Annotated in this window: 19 protein-coding genes and 1 pseudogene; 5 read left to right on the top strand and 15 right to left on the bottom strand. The window is 60.1% G+C overall.

Annotation, left to right across the window (positions count from 1 at the left end; translation table 11 throughout):
* Window positions 1-105 precede the first annotated feature (105 nt).
* The 3 genes from HMPREF2526_RS09570 to HMPREF2526_RS13820 all read left to right on the top strand — a co-directional run bounded on the left by HMPREF2526_RS09570 (window position 106) and on the right by HMPREF2526_RS13820 (window position 3,349).
* Entirely contained in the window at window positions 106-465 is a 360-nt protein-coding gene (locus HMPREF2526_RS09570; RefSeq protein ID WP_005530797.1) for a Cd(II)/Pb(II)-sensing metalloregulatory transcriptional regulator CmtR, read from the top strand.
* Window positions 462-2,354 (top strand): heavy metal translocating P-type ATPase, encoded by a 1,893-nt coding sequence (locus HMPREF2526_RS09575; RefSeq protein WP_016423157.1) that lies wholly within the window; start codon window positions 462-464, stop codon window positions 2,352-2,354. Before HMPREF2526_RS09570 ends, HMPREF2526_RS09575 begins: the two co-directional genes overlap by 4 nt.
* Before the next feature lie 641 nt (window positions 2,355-2,995).
* Window positions 2,996-3,349, top strand: a complete 354-nt coding sequence (locus HMPREF2526_RS13820) for a type IIL restriction-modification enzyme MmeI (RefSeq protein ID WP_016423158.1) — start codon at window positions 2,996-2,998, stop codon at window positions 3,347-3,349.
* 70 nt (window positions 3,350-3,419) lie between these two features.
* Here the strand turns inward: HMPREF2526_RS13820 and erm are convergent.
* The 5 genes and pseudogenes from erm to HMPREF2526_RS09605 form a co-directional block, all read right to left on the bottom strand.
* Window positions 3,420-4,275 (bottom strand): annotated as a pseudogene (gene erm / locus HMPREF2526_RS09585) (23S ribosomal RNA methyltransferase Erm).
* 349 nt (window positions 4,276-4,624) lie between these two features.
* Window positions 4,625-4,858: a recombinase family protein gene (locus tag HMPREF2526_RS09590; RefSeq protein WP_224784272.1), complete on the bottom strand. Its 234-nt coding sequence runs from the start codon at window positions 4,856-4,858 to the stop codon at window positions 4,625-4,627.
* A gap of 197 nt (window positions 4,859-5,055) precedes the next feature.
* Window positions 5,056-5,310: a HepT-like ribonuclease domain-containing protein gene (locus HMPREF2526_RS13735; protein ID WP_081636726.1), complete on the bottom strand. Its 255-nt coding sequence runs from the start codon at window positions 5,308-5,310 to the stop codon at window positions 5,056-5,058.
* A complete protein-coding gene (locus tag HMPREF2526_RS13665; protein WP_232745419.1) occupies window positions 5,231-5,485 on the bottom strand; it encodes a nucleotidyltransferase family protein in 255 nt (84 codons plus the stop codon). Before HMPREF2526_RS13665 ends, HMPREF2526_RS13735 begins: the two co-directional genes overlap by 80 nt.
* Before the next feature lie 349 nt (window positions 5,486-5,834).
* On the bottom strand, window positions 5,835-7,316 hold the full coding sequence (locus HMPREF2526_RS09605; protein ID WP_070512995.1) for an ApeA N-terminal domain 1-containing protein: 1,482 nt from the start codon (window positions 7,314-7,316) through the stop codon (window positions 5,835-5,837).
* 30 nt (window positions 7,317-7,346) lie between these two features.
* Here HMPREF2526_RS09605 and HMPREF2526_RS13005 point away from each other — a divergent pair, with 30 nt between their 5' ends.
* Window positions 7,347-7,754: an RCC1 domain-containing protein gene (locus HMPREF2526_RS13005; protein ID WP_232745421.1), complete on the top strand. Its 408-nt coding sequence runs from the start codon at window positions 7,347-7,349 to the stop codon at window positions 7,752-7,754.
* A 169-nt stretch (window positions 7,755-7,923) separates the two neighbouring features.
* Here the strand turns inward: HMPREF2526_RS13005 and HMPREF2526_RS09610 are convergent, their stop codons facing one another.
* Genes HMPREF2526_RS09610 through HMPREF2526_RS09620 form a run of 3 tightly spaced genes read right to left on the bottom strand, consistent with a single transcriptional unit; the run spans window position 7,924 to window position 10,419 of the window.
* The gene (locus HMPREF2526_RS09610) at window positions 7,924-8,712 is read right to left on the bottom strand and encodes a zeta toxin family protein (RefSeq protein WP_070547154.1); all 789 of its coding nucleotides are present in this window, start codon (window positions 8,710-8,712) and stop codon (window positions 7,924-7,926) included.
* 3 nt (window positions 8,713-8,715) lie between these two features.
* On the bottom strand, window positions 8,716-8,979 hold the full coding sequence (locus tag HMPREF2526_RS09615; RefSeq protein WP_070524133.1) for a hypothetical protein: 264 nt from the start codon (window positions 8,977-8,979) through the stop codon (window positions 8,716-8,718).
* 30 nt (window positions 8,980-9,009) lie between these two features.
* Complete coding sequence (locus HMPREF2526_RS09620) at window positions 9,010-10,419, bottom strand: aldehyde dehydrogenase family protein (protein WP_070547155.1); 1,410 nt, start codon at window positions 10,417-10,419, stop codon at window positions 9,010-9,012.
* Between the two features lie 151 nt (window positions 10,420-10,570).
* Here HMPREF2526_RS09620 and HMPREF2526_RS09625 point away from each other — a divergent pair, with 151 nt between their 5' ends.
* Window positions 10,571-11,491, top strand: coding sequence for an AraC-like ligand-binding domain-containing protein (locus HMPREF2526_RS09625; RefSeq protein ID WP_070547156.1), 921 nt, complete (start codon window positions 10,571-10,573; stop codon window positions 11,489-11,491).
* Here HMPREF2526_RS09625 and HMPREF2526_RS09630 read toward each other — a convergent pair.
* The 7 genes from HMPREF2526_RS09630 to hpaE all read right to left on the bottom strand — a co-directional run bounded on the left by HMPREF2526_RS09630 (window position 11,488) and on the right by hpaE (window position 20,445).
* A complete protein-coding gene (locus HMPREF2526_RS09630; protein WP_070547157.1) occupies window positions 11,488-12,819 on the bottom strand; it encodes a flavin monoamine oxidase family protein in 1,332 nt (443 codons plus the stop codon). The genes HMPREF2526_RS09625 and HMPREF2526_RS09630 overlap by 4 nt on opposite strands.
* An 18-nt stretch (window positions 12,820-12,837) precedes the next feature.
* Window positions 12,838-14,349, bottom strand: coding sequence for an APC family permease (locus HMPREF2526_RS09635; RefSeq protein WP_070547158.1), 1,512 nt, complete (start codon window positions 14,347-14,349; stop codon window positions 12,838-12,840).
* A 239-nt stretch (window positions 14,350-14,588) separates the two neighbouring features.
* The gene (locus tag HMPREF2526_RS09640; protein ID WP_070547159.1) at window positions 14,589-16,076 is read right to left on the bottom strand and encodes an NAD-dependent succinate-semialdehyde dehydrogenase; all 1,488 of its coding nucleotides are present in this window, start codon (window positions 16,074-16,076) and stop codon (window positions 14,589-14,591) included.
* A gap of 9 nt (window positions 16,077-16,085) precedes the next feature.
* Complete coding sequence (locus HMPREF2526_RS09645) at window positions 16,086-16,871, bottom strand: HpcH/HpaI aldolase family protein (protein ID WP_070547160.1); 786 nt, start codon at window positions 16,869-16,871, stop codon at window positions 16,086-16,088.
* Entirely contained in the window at window positions 16,856-17,641 is a 786-nt protein-coding gene (hpaH, locus tag HMPREF2526_RS09650) for a 2-oxo-hept-4-ene-1,7-dioate hydratase (RefSeq protein WP_070547161.1), read from the bottom strand. The genes HMPREF2526_RS09645 and hpaH overlap by 16 nt, the downstream gene beginning before the upstream one ends.
* Window positions 17,642-17,797: 156 nt before the next feature.
* The gene (gene hpaD / locus HMPREF2526_RS09655) at window positions 17,798-18,874 is read right to left on the bottom strand and encodes a 3,4-dihydroxyphenylacetate 2,3-dioxygenase (RefSeq protein WP_070547162.1); all 1,077 of its coding nucleotides are present in this window, start codon (window positions 18,872-18,874) and stop codon (window positions 17,798-17,800) included.
* Between the two features lie 53 nt (window positions 18,875-18,927).
* On the bottom strand, window positions 18,928-20,445 hold the full coding sequence (gene hpaE / locus HMPREF2526_RS09660; RefSeq protein WP_070547163.1) for a 5-carboxymethyl-2-hydroxymuconate semialdehyde dehydrogenase: 1,518 nt from the start codon (window positions 20,443-20,445) through the stop codon (window positions 18,928-18,930).
* Between the last annotated feature and the right edge of the window lie 5 nt (window positions 20,446-20,450).

The following is a 20,450-nucleotide window of genomic DNA, read 5'->3' on the forward strand; positions in this document are numbered from 1 at the left end:
TCATCTGCTATCCCATCGACTAATTCCTGCAGGTCGCAGGACCTTCGCGGAACCGTCAGTTCAGTGCATTTTGAATAGTTCAACACACGTTGTATTGTTCAGCACATGCTGACTATTGCTTCGCGCCTCGACGTCATGAACCGGCTCGGCCGGGCCATGGCTGATCCGACGCGTTCCCGAATCCTGATGACCCTACTCGACGGTCCGGGCTACCCGGCCGAGATTTCGCAAAGCTTGGATCTGACCCGCTCGAACGTCTCGAACCACCTGTCCTGCCTACGCGATTGTGGCATCGTCGTCGCTGAGCCGGAGGGCCGTAAGACCCGCTACGAAATTGCCGATCCGCACCTCGCGGCGGCGCTCGAAGCGCTGGTCAACGCGACGCTGGCCGTCGACGAGAATGCCCCCTGCATCGACACCGAGTGCTCGGTGCCCGGCTGCGGCGAGAAAGGAACGGACGCATGAGTTCAGCATGTGGATGCGAACACGAACCCGCCACGGAGATCGAAGAGCTCGATCGGCCATGGTGGAAGGACCCCGAGCTACTGCTACCGATCTTCTCCGGCGTAGCCCTCATTACAGGACTGGCGCTGGACTGGTCCGACTTGGAGACGCCCGCAACGGTACTGTATTGGCTTGGCCTGCTGTTGGGCGCTTACACGTTCGCACCTGGAGCGATCCGGAACCTTGTCACGAAGCGCAAGCTCGGCATTGGCTTGCTTATGACGATCAGCGCGGTCGGCGCGGTGATCCTTGGTTTCGTCGGAGAGGCCGCGGCGCTGGCGTTCCTGTACTCGATCGCCGAGGCGCTTGAAGACAAGGCGATGGACCGGGCCCAAGGCGGACTGCGGGCACTGTTGAAGCTGGTACCGCAAACCGCGACCGTGCTGCGCGACGGTACGACGGCCGAGGTCGCTGCGAAGGACCTTGAGGTTGGCGAGCTAATGGTCGTACGCCCCGGGGAGCGGATCGCCACGGACGGCATCATTCGGTCCGGACGCTCCAGCCTTGACACCTCAGCGATCACCGGAGAATCCATTCCGGAGGAGGTTGCGCCCGGCGACGAGGTACCCGCGGGAGCGATCAACTCCGCCGGTGTGCTGGAGGTCGAGACGACCGCAGCTGGAACGGACAACTCGCTGACCACACTCGTCGACCTCGTCGAGCAGGCGCAGGCGGAGAAGGGTGACCGCGCCCGGATCGCCGACCGAATTGCCCAACCCCTAGTGCCCGGGGTGATGATCCTGGCGGTGCTGGTCGGCGTGATCGGCTCGCTGTTGGGCGACCCCGAGACTTGGATCACCCGTGCGCTGGTGGTCCTGGTCGCAGCGTCGCCGTGCGCGCTGGCAATCTCCGTGCCGCTGACGGTCGTGGCCGCGATCGGCGCGGCCAGCCAGTTCGGAGTAGTCATCAAGTCCGGCGCGGCGTTCGAGCGACTCGGCGGCATCCGTCACCTAGCGGTAGACAAGACCGGAACCCTTACCCGCAACCAGCCCGAGGTTACCGGAGTGGTCCCGGCAGACGGATTCGATCGGGCGCAGGTGCTTTCCTTCGCGGCGGCGGTTGAGCAGCAATCGACGCACCCCCTCGCCGCGGCGATCGTGGCAGCGGAGCCCGAAGCGCCCACCGCCTTGGATATCAGCGAGGAAGCCGGTCATGGCATCGGCGGCACCGTCGAAGGCCGACGGGTGCTGGTCGGCAGCCCCCGATGGATCGACGCCGGGCCACTGAAGGCGGACGTTGAGCGCATGGAGTCCGAAGGCCAGACCTGCGTCCTAGTCACCGTCGATGACGCTCTCGCCGGGGCGATCGGGGTGCGCGACGAGTTGCGGCCCGAGGTGCCCGATGCCGTGCAGTCCCTGCACGACAACGACGTGGAAGTGAGCATGCTCACCGGCGATAACACTCGCACCGCCCGGGCGCTGGCTGAAATCGCCGGAATCGACGACGTGCGCGCCGAGCTGCGACCGGAGGACAAGGCAAGCATCGTCGCCGAACTCTCCTCCAAGACGCCGACGGCGATGATCGGCGACGGCATCAACGACGCGCCGGCACTGGCGGGCGCAACGGTGGGCATTGCGATGGGAGCAACCGGCTCTGACGCCGCGATCGAGTCCGCTGACGTCGCCTTCACTGGCCACGACCTCCGGCTGATCCCGCAGGCGCTGCAGCACGCCCGCCGAGGCAGCAGGATCATCAACCAAAACATCGTGCTGTCTCTGGCCATCATCATCGTGTTGATGCCACTGGCGATCAGCGGTGTACTGGGCTTGGCCGCCGTCGTGTTGGTACACGAAGTCGCCGAAGTCATCGTGATCTTGAACGGCCTGCGGGCTGCACGAGCGAAACGCTGAGGCTGTGACCGGCAAGTCTTATAAGGGTTAAACCACGCGCCGAGCGCACACACGTTGGACCAGGCGAGTCATTCGAGTTCACCACCTGGTCCTTCTCGATGCGTGCAGGCACGGGAACTGTGGGGGAACCTAATAGTTCAACGGTTCGATACCGCTTGCAGATTCTTCACACGAGGTAGCGGAATGGACCGAGGCCGAACGAAAACCCGAGTTAGAGACAGCGCTCTTCAACCTACCCCCAATAACGCGAAACGTCATTAACGCCTCGCGTTACACGTTGAACTTGAACTCGACGGAGTGTCGTCGATAAATAACCATTTGATGCGCGCGTGCGGAATTAACAACGAAATACCGCTAAAACAGACAACATATGGGGTGCACAGAAACACATATAAGTTCTGCGGAAAACCTATAGGGTGCGTCGCTAAAAACCGCTGTGCGCGAAAAACATAAAGGGTTTACGGACCCGGTCCCAGACCCCTCAATACTCTGAGCCGGAAGAATGGAAAGTGGAAGGTTGATGTATCCCCACTATTTATTTTTTCCGTTTTTCGGAGTACATCGGGAGCTACAACTGCGGACCAGCTCTGTGTGAACTAGATGAGAAGGCGCAGCAGCGAATCATCGACGCTGGACAGTTGGTGCTGCGGGCACGCGAGCGGCACCCCCAGCGGTCACTCGCGGAGCACTACAACCCGTTATCGATGGACCCAATTCTGCTCAAGGCTCACAACAACTTGGACCGGGAAGTCGATAAGGCTTTCGATGTGGCACGCAAACTCACCAACGAGCGCCAGCGCCAGGAGCTACTGTTCGCCAGCTACGGGGAGTTGGCGAGGGGCTATGTCTCCTCGCTTTCATCAAAATCGAAACCACCAGCAGGGTCGTTCCCCGTGCGGGTGATTTTGATCGGTCCCGCTGCTGGGTGTAGAACCCTGTCGCTGGCAACGCCGGGAACTATGACTGTGCCCGACGAGAACACGTCACTGCCATAACGCGGCTCACGGTAGACGAACATGGGTCGTTCACTACTACTGGTGGATTTCGGTTTTGGTGGTGGGGGGATTACCGCCGCCGGCCTCGATTTTTCCGTTGAGGAGGTCGTTGACTACTTCCCGATGGTGAAATGGGCCGATGGTGAGGTAGAGAGGAACCAGTCACCTGGAAGAGATCGATCCAGTCGCTGGTGTGCAATCTGGGAGGCAGGGTCGCGGGGTCGATTCCTCGCGAGCGCAACCATGATTGTGTCTCTGAACGTGATGAAAACAACCCTGCCCTTCGGAGAATTTCCCCTATCCCGCGTCCCCGGGCAGTGAAAACGGTGTGCACCATCGCCTGAAAGGCTTTGCGCTGCTCTATCGGAATCTTCGGGTCACCCACCCGGCGGATCACTAAGATCCCCCCCGTCAACGTTTGGCTGTGGCCGGAAAGCAGACCTTGGTACCCGAGAACCCAGGTGAAACGTGAACCATGGGGACCACTGAGCCGTCATCATCGTGCTTGCACCTACCCCGGCCCGGCGGCGAGCGACTTCCCACTGCATGAGGAGTACAGCGTCAGTCCATGCCGGCGCATGCAACAACTTTCGAAGAATGGCAGTGGTGAGGTGAAAGGGAATGTTTCCCACAATGACGCAGGGAGTGGCGGGTAACCGGAAGTTAAGGAAATCATCATGGACCACTTCGACCGCCGCCGAGGCGGTCTTTTTTGTGAGTTTGGCAGCTAGTTTTGCGTCTACCTCAACTGCCGTTATCGCCCTCCCCAAGTGGGCCATCGGGTGAGTGAGGGCACCGCTTCCTGGCCCGATCTCAATGATGGGGCCGGAGGTTTGTTTCACAAGATCGACGATGGAGTTGATGATCTTGTGGTCTGTGAGAAAATTTTGGCCATGCTCGTGACGGCCGTATCCGTATGCAGACATCAGGTGTGCTCCTTGGAGTTGAAACGGAGCCGGGCATGACAAATAGCCGCCCGGCTAAAGGACCGGAGCGGTTTCTAACCTGCGGGAGGGAGAAAACCGCCTTAGCGGCTGGTGAGCGGCCGCATGAAAACGGAACCTGAAATCAACATGGGCCTATCGTATCCAATTAATTTCGCAGGGTCCAATACGGTGAGAAAGAAGACAACCGCACCGCAACAGTGCAAGACCTCTCTGGATTGGAATTTGTCCTACCTTCGGCTCGTCGTACAGACGCCACTGGCGTATTTTGTCTCTGGGCAACGAGGGGGAGTTACCCCCACCTCCGGATGTTTTTAAGGTGCACCCCTTATTACGCTGTGGTGCGGGAGTAGTTTTGTCCGACTGATCGGACTACCCACCGACGTGGGGCGGGTAGTTCGAGGTCCCAGCAGATGATCGCGTCGATTTCGCCGCGTTCAAAGGATGCCACCATGGCGTCGTAGTCGGGGCGAGCCACATTCTTCTTTGACGCGGAAATGGACTGATCGACGTAGTTATGTCCTATGTCCAACGTCCAAGCCACGCTGCTTTGCAATGGCTTCACAGTCCTGACGCTGCCGGTCGATGGTGAGGCCATCCACGTCAGCGTCTCGCGAGATACGAAGGTAAATAGGAGCGCGTGTTGCCAAACGCTTTTAATAAGGCCCTTAGCTAACATTGAACTTAAACTCGACCACGTTCCGTAGCCGAATAACCTTTGGAGCCGCGCCGTCAGTTAGCAGAGATGTGGCACCGCAGCGCCTAGGCAAGAGGAGGCAGATGAGTATCGACGATATCGCGGACCACGTCGATGTCGACGCCGAAATACTGGTGCACCAGGATGTTGCGGAAATCCCGAATCTGAGGCCAGACGATCTCAGGGTGCGCGCCGGTGATCTCATCGGGAAGATGGTTCACGGCTTCGCCGGACTGCGACTCACAGCGGCACCGCCTCGGCGAGCGTCGAAGCGGATACCGGGTGCCTGAGCAACTGGGCAGGAAACACGTCGATGCCATCGCGCCCGAACAGAGCGCGACTCTCCTCGAGCAGACCAGACGCACGCATCAGGAGACGTCCCTCCGCAGGGTCCATCCCGACGAGGATGTCGATGTCCGATCCTGCAGACGCGGTGCCGCGCGCGACGGACCCGAACAACTTCGGGTTGGTCGCGCCGTACCGATCGATGAGCACCTGGAACTAGTCAAGACGCGCAACGAGAATCCCGCGTAGGGCAAGCGTCTCAGGCGTCATGACGGTCTCAGACATGCTTCCGGGGGAAACGGGCCCGGCAGCACGTCGACATGGAGCTTTGACATTGAAGCGGAACTCCACCGCGTTCTTAAGGGCCGACGACATTCTCCCGTCTCACCGCCGCACCAGGCGGCACTGACGCGCTGCCACCACTTACAGCCGGTCGTCTCGCCCGCCCGCCATGACGCACTCAACGAACGAGCGATAGAGCAGGCTTACACGCGTCTCGCACTAAACGACCGGGCAGCAGCGTCACGGAGGTTCCGAAGTAGCGGCTATCGCAGTGCACCTAAGGGTTTGGTGAGGGAACCAGCCATTCGGCAGCGGTACGGAACGTAGCCCTCAGTTGCGGGTGCTCCCGCACGATCTCTCGCTGCCGCTCCGCCGGCAACCCGAGCTCGTGCAAGACGTTGAGGATTACGACCGCGGTCGTCACCTCGACGACGGCGATCAGCTCCTCGATGGAATGGTTGGGCGTTCTGCCCTCGTGCGCGAGGTCATTGCGGGCGCGCGTCGTCCACTTCGCCCAATGGTCGACATCCGGTAAGAGCTGTGCGATCGCTTCCTGATCGGGTCGCGCGGCGAGGGCATGGAGCCGATCACGGAGGGTCGGGTCGTTGCGGATCGCCCCCTTGAACCTGTTTCGGTGCTCATCGGGAACCTGCGCCAGCATCGCCTCTCGCATCGCCCTGAACTCCGCGTTGGGGAACGGTTTCTCGTCGATGCGGAGGTTGCGGTGCAACACCTCGGCAGCATCGACTGCCGTCAGAAGATTGTTCTCAACAAAACGGGCCGGTGCGTAGCGCAAGCCCAAGATCATGTTTGTCGCTGCCTCCAGGCGGCCATGGGCCTCGCACCATCGGGGCATGACCTCCTCAAATGGGATCGAGCCGCAGGTGAAGAACATTCGGTGGTGATCGACGACTTTCGCGTCGTGTTTTCCAAGCGCGGCCGGTGAGTAGAGCACATCGGCACGTCGGCGCGGCAGCGGGCGGCCATCAGGGAAGTGCGACTCGGTCCCGGCAACTTCCAGTCGGAGCCAGATCACTCCGGCCGCGCGATGCGTCGCCAGGGAGATCAGGTCCTGCACCAGGCTCGCCTCCTGCAGAGCAACACTCAGAGAGAATGGTTCGGCTGGCACGACGCAGATGGACACCGTGTCCCGCATACGTCCGACGCTTCCTCCCTTGCGCTGGTCGAAGAATGGAAGCGTGTGCGTGTGCTGAAGGCGATACTCAGTGTCGTCGACCACGACCGATTGCGCCTCGACCGGCTTCACCGAGATACGCCCGGTCCCATCGATCTTGCCGTCGGGAGCCCCGAGGGATCCTTCGAACACAGAAGACGCCGCCCAGAGACTCAGATCCTCGACTGAGACTTCTGCCCTAGCGAACGCCGGATCCGCGTCACCGCTGACATGCGCGCCGATGATGGCGACCGTCGCGGTCACGGTCTGCTTATCAGGGCTCGCCACTCGCGCACCCATGGTCCTTCTGGTGCTCCTAGGAACACAGCCAAGCAGTGTGATCTCCCTGAGCTCGGCCACACCGTGCATGACTTCCCAGGTGCGGGTTCCTTCGTGAACAGCAGTCCATCCAGACGAGTCCGTCGTCAAGATCCGATCCTCGAAGGTGCCGATCAGCGACAGAGAGAGACCATCTTCCGGGTCGTACCGTAGGACACCCGGGACCTTCTCGCTAGGGGCTTCCGGCAGCCACCACACGCCAGCCCACTCGCCGGCCTTGTCGAGGTTGAGAGGATCATTAGGCATCGTACTCCCGGTCCCGGGCTCCTTCCTGTCTTGCGGCCAGATGTCAGGTCGAAAATCTTTACTCCACCACATGCCCCCCACGTAGGACAATCTACAGCGAGATCATGGTCAACTGAGATCGGATGCGGCGACTGGCACACAATCGCAGTTCGACGCGACGGCACAGCCCTCGCAACTGGCAACAATCAGCGAGGGCAGACCGACGTCGCCCGGTGGACACACGTGTCCGGGGTCTTTGCCGGCTACCTACACACCGTCGGCTTACACGAAGACGGCACCGTCGTCGCCGTCAGCGACGACAGCAGAGGCCAGTGCGATGTCCAGTCATGGACCGGCATCACAGCGATCGCAGCCGGAGCGAGACACTCGCTCGGGCTGCGGGCGACCACACCGAGCAGCAATGCAATGTCAACGCCTGGGCCGCTCGACCACAGATGAACTGAAGTCCAGCGTGCCCGATAATCGGCGGTCGATCACACGTTGAATCTAAACTCCACGCAGACGACATCCTCAGCCTGCTAGACCTCGCAGACCGCCAGCTCGCCAGCAGCCGCTTTGACACGAAGCTCTCACCGCCTACCGGGCGCGCAGTTCCACGGGCACAGCCTTAAAGCTTGCGGATAAGCTCTGCATCAGCCACGAGGTTTTGCGTGAGCTTCTCAGCTTCAAGCCCACTCAAGTCACAGCTGTCGAAACGGGCCAGCCAGTCGGCCCGAACAGCGGGGGAGTCGAACCAGGTTGCGCGCTCAGCCTCAATATCCTCGATGCCGCTCAAAGTACGGCCGTCGCGGGTGCGGATCTCGAGGTCGTCGACAAGCGGGGCAATCGCTTGAAGCCCTGGGACGATGGCCTTAAAGCCCGACGTATGGGAAACCTCATTGGTCCAGCGCGGGTAGCGGCTCACACGCTGCGCCTCCAGGTAGCGCTGGACGACACCGAGCCTGGAGACCTCCTGCGCCACCGCCAAGCCCACGACCCTCACGCGGAAACCCGCGGAGCGAAACTTGGCTATCTCTCCTGCGATGAATTCCGGGTTGGACAGCGTGTTCTCAATGATGAGAGAGTGCCCGTGCTGCCGGCCATACTCAATCAGCGAGGACATCCAATAGGGCACCGGTCCATTGGTGAGCACGTCCATGCGCAGGGGGTCGCGCTCCATGATCTCGTCGAGGGCGGGGTGCAGCTTCCGAACCTCATCGGAATCAAGGACCGCGTGACCATTCTTTACAGATTCAATAGCCGTTGATTTGCCTGACGCTGGCTGCCCCGCCACATAAATGACCTCTGGAACAGCCGGACCATGAGCATTCGACCGACCAAAATAGCTAGTTTGCAGAGTCTTTAGCCGTTGCTCCATGACCTGCGGATCAACGGGGAAGTCAGCGGCGGAAAGCATAGGCTATGCCGCTTTGTGCTCGGAGGAGAGGGCTTCAAGCCGCTGCGCAAAGAGAGCCGCAGCGGCGCGGATGGCTTCAATGTCGGTTGAATCAACACCACTGACTATGTCCTCTACCAGCCAATTCTGACGAATCCACCATTGTGATTCAACATCGTTGCCTGCTTCAGCGGCCCGAGTGAGGTAGGCAGCTTTCAGCGAGGACGCAACCTCCTTCATGGCGTCGAAGGCTGCGTACTCGATCTCCGGGACTTTGGCGGTGCTCATGGCGCTAAGAATAGCAGCGCCACAGCGGTTTTAGCCGTTGATGATCTGCGGGTAGGCCAGGCCCTTGAGGCCCTCGGTACCGAACTCCACACCGTAGCCGGAGGACTTGATGCCGCCGAACGGCACGCGCGGATCCACAGCACCGTGGCTGTTGATCCAGGTGGTGCCAGCCTCCAGCTGCGCAGCAACGTCCAGTGCACGCTCGCGGTTGGAGGACCACACGGAAGAGCCCAAGCCCACGTCAAGCTTGTTGGCCTGCTCGATGGCCCAATCCAGGTCTGTGTACTTCACAATCGGCAGTGCCGGGCCGAACTGCTCCTCGACGACCAACGCGTTATCCGGGTCGATGTCCGCCACCAGGGTGGTGGGGTAGAAGTAGCCCGGCGCGTCGTAGTCCGGGTCTCCACCCAGCAGCACGCGGGCGCCGGAATCCTTGGCGGCGGTGACGAGCTTGTCCACGATGTCGAACTGCTGCTTGTTCTGCAGCGGACCGAGCACGTTCTCCTCTTCCAAGCCCACGCCCATCGGGGAGGCCTTGGCCACCTCGACGAGGGCGTCGCAGACGGCGTCGTACAGCGACTCCGGCACATACACGCGCTTCATCGCCGCACAGGTCTGGCCGGTGTTGATGAATGCACCCCAGAAGAGATCGCCGGCGATCTCCTTCGGGTCGGCGTCGTCCAGCACGATGCCGGCATCGTTGCCGCCGAGCTCCAGCGTGAGGCGGGTGAGGTTGTCGGCGCTGGCCTCCACGATCTTCTTGCCGGTGGCGGTGGAACCGGTGAACATGATCTTGTCGACGCCCTCGTGGGTCGTCAGCGCCGCACCAACCTCACCGGCACCGCTGACGACCTGGAGAACACCCTCCGGAAGCACGGAGTTCACGACCTTGAGCAGGCCCAGTACGGAAAGCGGGGTGTACTCGGAGGGCTTGACGACGACCGCGTTACCCATACGCAGCGCCGGCGCAATCTGCCAGATGGTGATCATCATCGGCCAGTTCCACGGGCCAATAGCTCCAACGACGCCGAGTGGGCGGTAGTTAACGGTGGCGGTGATGTCATCATCAACGGCCGTGTAGTTGGGGTGCTCGAAGGAGGCGGTAGCATTCAGCCACGCAGAGCAGGCGCCGACCTCGAAGCGGGCGTTCGGGCCGTTGAGCGGCTTACCCTGCTCACGGGAGAGAAGCTCAACGAGGGCTTCAGCGTTGGCGTCGATGGCGGCGGCGGCCTTGGTGAGCAGCTCGCAGCGCTCTTCGTCGCTCAGCTTGGCAAAGTCCTTTTGTGCCGCGCGTGCGGTCTCAACTGCAGCGTTGAGGTCCTCTACGGTGTTTTCTGGGGCGCGGCCAACGACCTCACCTGTGGCGGGGTTGAGGATGTCGCGTCCATTCTCGTCCGTGATGGCGTTGAGCAGATCAGCGTACGTAGCGAACTGAGTCATGAGATCTCCTTCAAGGAAGTCGAGGGCCCCGCGAGCAAAGCCCAAAAGATACTTTTGTTTAGGATGTTACCTGCACCACACATGTCGTCTTGACTCTGCGTGCACACAATTTGTCCAAAAATGTGCCAGTTCTCACGATATGATTCCAGTTATGTCTTCCTCCGCCGTTGAACATTTCGATATCGCGTCGTGGCGCACCGCGTCATCCGATTCTTTTGGACAACTCGACGTGGACGCCGAAGACCCCTCTTCCTTTCACGCCACGCTGCGCTCAACGAAGGTGGGGGACATATCCCTCTTCGATATGCACACCTCCCCGCACACCGTGAACCGATACAAGGTTTCCACCGACGAAGTCCCTTTTTGCAAGCTCAGTCTGCAGATCACAGGCTCCTCAACCATGAGCCAGGACGGGCGAACCTGCGAGCTTCGCCCAGGGGACCTAGCGCTATACGTCACCCAGCGGCCCTACACCCTGCGCTATCCGAAGGAACAAAACACCCTCATTGTTCACTTCCCGCAGAGCTTCCTCGACATCTCACCCGCGCAGATCCAACGCCTCACCGCGAATCCGATCTCACGCTCACACGGCCTCGGCGCGGTGGCCGTGCCCCTCTTTGAACAGCTTGCCAAGAACCTGGACCTATTGAAGGGCCCGCATGCCACGGCCCTAGTCCGCTCGGCGCTGACCATGCTGGTGTCAGTCTTGGCCTCCGACGTCGCCGACGAACCCTCTGCAGGCACACTTCTGTTCAACCAGGCCACCGCCTACATCGAGAAGCACTTGGGCGACCCGGACCTAGGCCCCAGCACCATCGCCCAAGCACTCTTCGTATCAGTGCGCCACCTCCACGCCAAGTTCTCCGAACAGGGCCTCTCTGTAGGCAGCTACATCAGAACGAGGCGCCTAGAGCACATCCGCAGAGAACTCGTCGACCCGCGGCACTCCGGGGAATCAATCAGCCACATCAGCGCCCGCTATGGCCTGCACGATCCCTCGCACCTCTCACGCATCTTCAAGGCGGAGTTCCACAAGTCGCCGAGTGCGTACCGAGCGGCGGCCAGCGACTAACCACGCAGCTTATTGATGACCTCGCGTGCGGTGGAGATTCCGGTTTCGATGGCTCCATCAACAACCACTCCACGCCAACCGGAAGCCCAATCGGCTCCTGCGAAGTGCAACGAGGAAGTGGAAGTGCGGAAGTGGTGCCACCCCTCCGTGAACTGGCCTCGCCGCAGTGTGGCCCAGGCCTGGCCGGAGTACTCGTCGGCTACCCAGTCATGACCGGTGACACCAACAACCTCAAGATCTGGGCGCCACTGGTCAACGACCTTTTGGGCATCCTCAATGCTTTCCAGATCAATCTTCTCGTGATCGGAGCCGAAGGCGACACAAATGGTCGTGTCGTCATCTTCGAAGTACTCCGAACGCAGCACAGACACAACGGCCGGCTGAGGCGCGTAGCCGAAAATATTGTGGTGCCCCTTGATCTTGATCCACGCCTTGAAACCAGTTGAGTTCCATTTCTGCTCGACAGTCTTCTGCGCGCCCTCGGGCAGCCCTGGCGTAAACGTAATGTTCCCCAACGCACCGACCGGAACCGTGACAATCACCGCGTCTGCCGTTTCGGAAGTACCGTCCGCATATGTAACGGTGGCTGAGTCTTCTCCATGCTCAATCGCCGTCACCGCAGTGTTTAAACGAATTTCTCCGGTCAGATCTTTTGCAATGTTGCCGTAGATACCCCGCATGCCATTGACGAGCTTGTATCGCAGCGTTTGCTCATCCACCAAGGAAAGACGGTGATCGCACAAGGCTGCCCACTGCTTGGCCATCAAAGAGGAGCCCTGTTCTGGGTACCCGATGTACCCGGCCGACCAGTAAGCATTGCACAAGTCCTTTTCTTCTTGTGTGAAGTCACCGTCTTCTAATGCGTCGAGAACTCCAGCCTGATCTGCAGCGAGGAAAGCATCCTTTAGCTCTTGGGATGCACCGAATTTCTCATCCAGCACAAGCAGCGGCTTGTGCGGCTCTGGGAAGAATTCGCGAGAATTCTCGAATATCTTCTCCATTGGCCGAGCCAATTTGGCATCCATTTCTGCCTCCGTGCCAGACTTCAGCTCTCCGCCGGCATACCAGTAGGCGGTGTCTACAACGGGCGAAGCGATAATATCCTGGCCATAACGAGTGATTTCGGACCAGACATGCGGCTGATGCCAGTGCACCCAGGTTGCACCGATCTCCAACGGACGTCCGAGCCTGTCATCCGTCCACGCACGGCCACCAATGCGGTCGCGTGCTTCCACGATGTGATAGTCAATTCCAGCGGTTTGCAACTCGCGCGCTGCCGTTAGACCTGCGAATCCTGCACCAACGACGATTACACTCTTCTTTTCCATGATTGCCTTCCTCAAGTTTTAGATTTGGTCAAGATTGTCTTGAAGACCTGCGTAGATATGCGGCTTCTTATGTTTCAAGTATTCGCCCCAGACAAGGCCAAGGATTCCGGATGCGATGATGATTCCCGGCATTACCCACACGAGGGCATCCGGGCCGGTGTCGCCAATCATGAGCGGGAAATTCATCAGCACCAGTACGAAGACAGCTGAGAGTCCGCAAGCCGAGACGAGCGGTGCCATAACCCTTGTAAAGAGGCTGTAGCCTTTCTCTTCCTTGTTCAGCCAAACCATGATGGACACGCTGACCACCGCAAGCAGGAAGACCAAGCCAAATGCCGCCGCGTTAGTAAGCCACGTAAAGAGAGTAAGAACTGGGAACAGCTCGCCCATTTCACTCCCATTTCCAGCCACTGCGAAGCCAGCTACTACAACGACTGCAAGTGTTGTCTGGGTAAGAGACCCAGCTATAGGCGCGCCTTTAGCAGATGCTGTAGCGAACTTCTTAGGAAGAACGCGTGAGCGCCCGAGGGAGAAAAAGTATCGCGCTGCGGCGTTATGGAACGCCACGAGAGCAGCAATAAGCGAGGTTACAAACAAGCAGTTCGCTATGTTGGCAGCAAACACTGAATAGTCGCCCAACCACACGAAGACTAGGTCGGGACCAAGCTCAGTTGCCTTGTCGATGACGACGGACGGCCCCACTCCCTGAGCAAATGCCCATGCCGAAAAGGCGTAGAAAAGGGCAATAGTTCCAACAGCGATATACGTGGCCTTTGGAACCGTCCGCTCCGGATTTCGCGCTTCTTCCGAGTAGATCGCACCAGACTCGAAGCCCATGAAGGCCGCGATTCCGAAAGCAAGAAGCACGCCAATGCCGTTAGTGAAGAACTGGCCTGGACGCATCGTCTCCGCGGTGATTCCCTCGGGAGCAACGCCTAGCGACAACATAGAAACACCGGCAACGACGAGGAATTCAAGCGCTACCAAAACTCCCAAGACCTTGGCCGAGAAGTCGACGTTGCTGACTCCCATGACTGCTACCAAGACCCAGCCAACCAAGGCGGCCATCCACCACGAAATGCTCGTGCCGAACCAACCATTGATCAGATTGGCGAGGGAGAAACCGAAGATTCCGTACAGGCCAACCTGCATCATGTTATAAGAAACCAGCGCTAGAATCGCCGCTGCGATTCCTTGACGGTTGCCCAGCCCCTCAGACACATAGGCATAGAAGGCTCCTGAGTTCTGAATCTTCGAACTCATAATTCCGTACCCGACTGCAAAGAACACGAGGATGATCCCGAGCACTAAGTAGCTCCAAGGGACCCCCAACAATCCAGATACCGCAAAGTTGGTCGGTACGCCTCCCGCGAGCACAGTAAGGGGGGCGGACGCCGCAATAATCATAAAGACTAGCGACGTTGTCCCTAGGCGCCCGGCGCCCAGGCCGCCCTCTTGGTCGTTGGGAGCCCGGTGCCCGGGCTGTACGTTTCGAGCGGGTAGCACTGGTGACTGCGTCGATGTGTCCACGCCAACTCCTCCTTACTAACTATGTCGGCCCGAAATGCCTTGGAGCGAGCCCAACGCATCTCGGTGTGTAGTTAGTAATTGTGTCCCGTCGCACAGAGTTATTGTTGTTTGTGCGTGATCACGATTTGTCTATGAGTGCTGTCACACCACACCAGCGCGAATACTATGCGCAAAAGACAATGCTGGCACCTCCCACAAAGGAGATGCCAGCATCATTATCAGCGGATTTAATGCACTATTTATGCATTCGCGTACGGGTCACGCATAGCGATGTACTGCAGCGAGGTGTACTCGTCCAGGCCCTCAGCGCCGCCCTCGCGGCCCATGCCGGACTGCTTCACGCCACCAAATGGGGCAGCGGCGTTGGAGATGACACCAGCGTTGAAGCCCATGAGTCCGAACTCGAGGCCATCACCGATGCGCCACATGCGATCGGAATCCTCGGTGAACACGTAGGAGGCCAATCCGTACTCGGTGTCGTTAGCAATCTCAATTGCTTCCTTCTCATCAGAGAAGGTCAGGATCGGAGCAATCGGGCCGAAGATCTCCTCCTGTGCCACGCGGGCATCACGAGGAACGTTGGTCAGAACGGTCGGGGCGTAGAAGTAGCCCTTGCCCTCACCCGGCTTGCCGCCGACGATGGCCTTGGCGCCTTTCTCCACGGCGTCGTCGACAAGCGCGGTGATGTTATCCAGCGCCTTCTGCTCCACGAGCGGACCACAAGTAACGCCCTCATCGAGGCCGTTGCCCACCTTGAGCTCACCGATGCGCTTGGCGAACTTCTCCGCGAACTCCTCAGCGACGGACTCGTGGACGATGAAGCGGTTAGCGGCGGTGCAAGCCTCACCGATGTTGCGCATCTTGGCGCCCATTGCGCCCTCGACGGCCTGGTCAATGTCGGCGTCCTCAAAGACGATGAACGGAGCGTTGCCGCCCAGCTCCATCGAGGTGCGCAGGACGTTGTCGGCAGCTGCCTTGAGCAGAGTCTTGCCCACCGGGGTAGAGCCGGTGAAGGAAACCTTGCGCAGGCGAGAATCCGCCATGATCGGCTCGGAGATGGCAGATGCAGACTTACCGGAAACCACGTTGACCACGCCTGCCGGAACGCCGGCATCAATCATGGTCTGTGCGAAGTACTGAGTAGTCAGCGGCGTGAGCTTGGCCGGCTTGACCACCATGGTGCAGCCAGCGGCGATGGCTGGGGCAATCTTGCGGGTAGCCATGGCCAGCGGGAAGTTCCACGGAGTAATGAGCAAGCACGGACCCACCGGCTTACGACGGGTCACCATGCGCAGGGTGCCCTCCGGCGCCGGCAGGGTACGGCCGTAGTCACGAACGGCCTCCTCGCTGAACCAACGCAGGTACTCAGCGCCATAAGTAACCTCACCGTAGGACTCCGCCAGCGGCTTGCCCATCTCCAGGGTCATCAGCGCGGCGAACTCGTCCTTGCGCTCCTGCACCAGGTCAAAAGCACGGCGTAGCAGGTTAGAACGCTCGCGGGTGGACGTGCGTGCCCACTCGTCCTGCACGGCGCAGGCGGCGTCCAAAGCCTTCTTCGCATCCTCAGAAGTAGCGGAAGCAAGGGTGGCGATGACGTCACCGGTCGCCGGGTTTTCCACATCGAAAGTGGAGCCATCGGAGGCGTCTACCCACTCACCGTTAATCAGCAAGCCAGTCGGAACCTTGGCCAGCAGCTCGTCAATATTGACCTTGTTGTTTTCACTCATGGTTCTTTTTTACCCTCCCAAATGGAATTTGTCTGCCAGTTGGCGTGCCGCACCCGAAAGAAGTTGAACATCCGCCCCAACCAGGGCAAATGATGCACCGGAAGCTATGTATTTCTGGGCCTGTTCAAGGTTGAAAGCGTTGACGCCTACCTTCTTTCCGGAAGCGCGCACGGCTTCAAATGTGTGATTAACCGCCTCGATCACATCCGGATGGGTCTGCTGGCCCAACAGCCCCATGGAGGCCGCCAGGTCCGAGGGACCGACGAAGATATTGTCCACCCCGTCAAGAGCCACGATTTCTTCCACGTTCTCTACCGCGGTCGCAGACTCAATCTGCACCGTGAGGCTCACCGTATCTGAGGCATTGGCGAGGTAGTTCTCCACGCCGTTCCAGCGTGAGGAGCGGGCCAGCGCCGAGCCCACGCCGCGCACGCCGCGGGGAGGGTAGTGCATGGCTGCTACGGCCGCCTCGGCTTCCTCGGCGGTATCAATCATGGGCACCATCAAGTTTTGTACACCCAGGTCAAGGTACTGTTTGATGAGTGCCGTGTTGTTTACTGGCACGCGGACCACGCGCGTCAAGCCGTAGGCGTCGGTAGCCCGCAGCAGAGAGAGGATGGTTTCGAGGCCATAGGGCGAGTGCTCGCCGTCGATCAGCGTCCAGCTAAAGCCAGCCGAGGCGATGATCTCCGCTGCAGCCTCCGAGCCGGAACAGATCCAGGCGCCAACGAGCGGCTGCTCGGCCTTTTCTAGGACGTCCGCGAAAGTGGGCGGCAGCTTTACTGGAATCGGCATGTGATGGACCCCAACTTTCCATAGTCTGCATGGACGGTATCGCCCGGTTCAACCCACATGGGCTTGGTGAAGGAACCGGCCAGGATGATGTCGCCGGCGGCAAGGCTATCGCCGTGCGCGTGAAGCTTGTTGGCAAGCCAGGCCACGCCCATTGCCGGGTGGTTCAGCACGGCCGCCGCCACACCCGTATCTTCGATGGACTCGTTGCGGTAGAGCAGCGCGGACACCCAGCGCAGGTCGACGTCCGCGGGTTCCACCGGGTTGCCGCCGTAGATCATGGCGCCGAGGGCTGCGTTATCCGAAATGGTGTCGACAATGGTGCGTCCCTCCATCTCGATGCGGGAGGAGAGGATCTCCAGAGCAGGGACAACATACTCAGTAGCGCGCAGCACGTCGAAGATGCTGCAATTCGGCCCCTTTAGCTCCTCCTTGAGCACGAAGGCCAGCTCAACCTCGATGCGGACGTTGGAGAACTGCGCGTGCTCGATAGTGGAGCCGTTCTCATAAACCTGGTCTTCAAAGATTGCGCCGTAGTCTGGCTCGGTGATTCCCGTGGCCTCCTGCATAACCTTGGAGGTCAGGCCAATCTTACGGCCGACGAGACGGCGCCCGTCTTCGATGCCGCGGCGCACCCACTCGCGCTGCACCGCGTAGGAGTCCTCAATGCTCATCTCCGGGAAACGGGCGGTCAGCAGCGGGACCATTGAACGGTCCTTTTCGGCTTGCGCCAGTTCATCTGCAATAGCGATGTGCTGTTTCTCATCCAGCATGTTCTTCGCTCCTTACTGTGTTATTGAACGTGACTGTGGTGTTGTAATGGTTGTTAAACGTTGCGGTTTCACGTGAAACGACAACGCGGCCCCGCGTTATGTGCGCATTATCGACGCCGCGGGACCACGTTAATCAACCTGAGTGCTTAGGCCGTTTTAGAGCTGGTTACCCAGCTTGTACTCGCCCTGCTTCCACTCCGGCATCTCCTCCGAGTCTTCCTTACGGGTGTAGGAGAAGCCGTCCGCACCAATGGTGGCCTCGAGCTCGGACTCATCCTCGCGAGCGACCAGCGGCACCGGGTTGCCATCCAGGTCGAGGACGGTGGAGCCATCGCGGTACCAGGACGGAACAACCGGGGTTCCCCACCAGTCACGACGCTGGTTATCGTGAACATCCCAGGTCACGACCGGGTTATCCGGGTCGCCGGTGTAGTAGTCCTGGGTGTAGATCTCTACGCGGTGGCCGTCCGGGTCACGCAGGTACAGGTAGTACGCATTGGAAACACCGTGGCGGCCCGGGCCGCGCTCAATACGGTCGGATTCGCGCAGCGCACCCAGCTTGTCACAAATCGCGATGATGTTGTGCTTCTCGTGGGTAGCGAAGGCGATGTGGTGCATACGCGGGCCATCGCCACCGGTCATGGCGGTGTCGTGCACCGTCGGCTTACGGCGCATCCATGCAGCGTAAACGGTTCCTTCCTCATCGCGAATGTCCTCTGTGGTGCGGAATCCGAGCTCCTCCATGTACTGCACGGCGGCAGGGACATCCGGGGTGATCTGGTTGAAGTGATCGAGGCGAACGAGCGCACCAGGGATGTGGGCGTCGTATGCCCAGGCCAGACGCTCACGGTGCTCAACCTCGTAGAAGAACTCGTACGGGAATCCCAGCGGGTCCTGAACACGCACGGAGTCACCGATGCCCTTGACGAAGCCATCCTTGTTACGGCGGACCTCGCAGCCACGTGCCTTGTAGAACTCCTCGGCGAGGTCCAGGTCCTCCGGCGAACGAACGCGGAAGGAGAATGCAGCGACGGCAGCAACGGGGCCCTGACGCAGCACGAGGTTATGGTGGATGAACTCTTCGTAGGTGCGCAGGTAGATTTCGTTCTCGTTTTCTTCGGTCACGACGAGACCGAGGGTGTCAACGTAGAACTTACGGGATGCAGCGAGATCGGTAACGATGATCTCCATGTAGGCGCAACGCAGAATGTCGGGGGCCTGAATGTCAGCCATGATGGCTCCTTAGTGTGAATTAGTAATGGGGGAGTGAAGGGGGCGTGTAGACGTTACTGGTCCTGCTTGCCAAAGACCGGGTTGTGCACCTTGTCCAGGTTGATGTGGACGGCCTGCTGATCGGTGTAGAAGTCGATCGAGCGGTAGCCGCCCTCGTGGCCCAGGCCGGAAGCCTTCACGCCGCCGAAGGGGGTGCGCAGGTCGCGGACATTGTTGGAGTTGAGCCACACCATGCCGGCCTCAACGTTCTGGGCAAAGTTGTGGGCACGCTTCAGATCCGAGGTCCACACATAGGCGGCAAGACCATACTTCGTGTTGTTCGCCAGCTCGAGTGCCTCTTCGTCGGTATCGAACGGGGTGATAGCAACGACGGGGCCGAAGATTTCTTCCTGGAAGATTCGTGCGTCCGGCTTGACGTCAACGAAGACGGTCGGCTGAACAAAGTTGCCTTCCGGGAAGCCTTCCGGACGCTCGCCGCCGGCGGCCAGGGTGGCCTCCTGCTTGCCGATCTCGATGTAGGAGGTGACCTTCTCGTAGTGCTCCGGGTGCACCAGGGCGCCGACCTCGGTGGTCGGATCGGAGGGCAGGCCCACCTTCACGCGCTTAGCCTGGGCGGCGTAGCGCTCCACGAACTCATCGTAGATATCGCGCTGAACCAGGATGCGGGAGCCGGCGGTGCAGCGCTCACCGTTGAGGGAGAAGACGCCGAAGATGCAGGCGTCAATAGCTGTCTCCAGGTCGGCGTCGCTGAAGACGATGGCCGGGGACTTGCCGCCCAGCTCCATCGACAGGCCCTTGAGGTGCGGGGCTGCGTTGCCGAAAATGATCTGGCCGGTGCGGGATTCACCGGTGAAAGAGATCAGCGGGACGTCCGGGTGCTTAACCAGCGGGTCGCCGGCGTAGCCTTCCTCGCCGAAGCCGTTGACCAGGTTAAAGACGCCCTTCGGGAGGCCGGCCTCCTCGAAGATGCCTGCCCACAGCTGTGCGGAGAGGGGAGTGAACTCAGCCGGCTTGAGGACGACGGAGTTACCGGTGGCGATGGCCGGGGCGAGCTTCCAGGACTCCAGCATGAACGGGGTGTTCCACGGGGTAATCAGGCCCGCCACGCCAATCGGCTTACGGTTGACGTAGTTGATCTGGCGGCCCGGTACCTTGTAGGCGTCGTCAGCCTGGGCGACAATCAGGTCAGCGAAGAAGCGGAAGTTCTCCGCAGCGCGCTTGGCCTGACCGTTGGCCTGGGTGATCGGCAAGCCGGAGTCGAAGGATTCCCAAGCAGCGAGCTTGTCTGCGCGGCTTTCGACGATGTCCGCGATCTTGTTGAGGACGCGGGCGCGCTCGCGCGGCAGGGCCTTGGACCACGGGCCGTTCTCGAAAGCGTCCTTCGCGGCAGCAACAGCCTTGTCAATGTCTTCCGGCTTGCCAGAAGCGGCCTTGATGTAGGCCTTATTGGTTACCGGGTCGAGGACCTCGAATTCATCTCCGTCAATCGACGGGACAAACTCGCCGTTGATGTAGTGAAGAATCTTCTCTGGAAGGTCGGTGGGCTTAGCAGCATCGTTGTTGATAGCCATGAGTA

This window comes from Corynebacterium sp. HMSC070E08 (genome assembly GCF_001808895.1).
Taxonomy (GTDB): domain Bacteria; phylum Actinomycetota; class Actinomycetes; order Mycobacteriales; family Mycobacteriaceae; genus Corynebacterium; species Corynebacterium hiratae.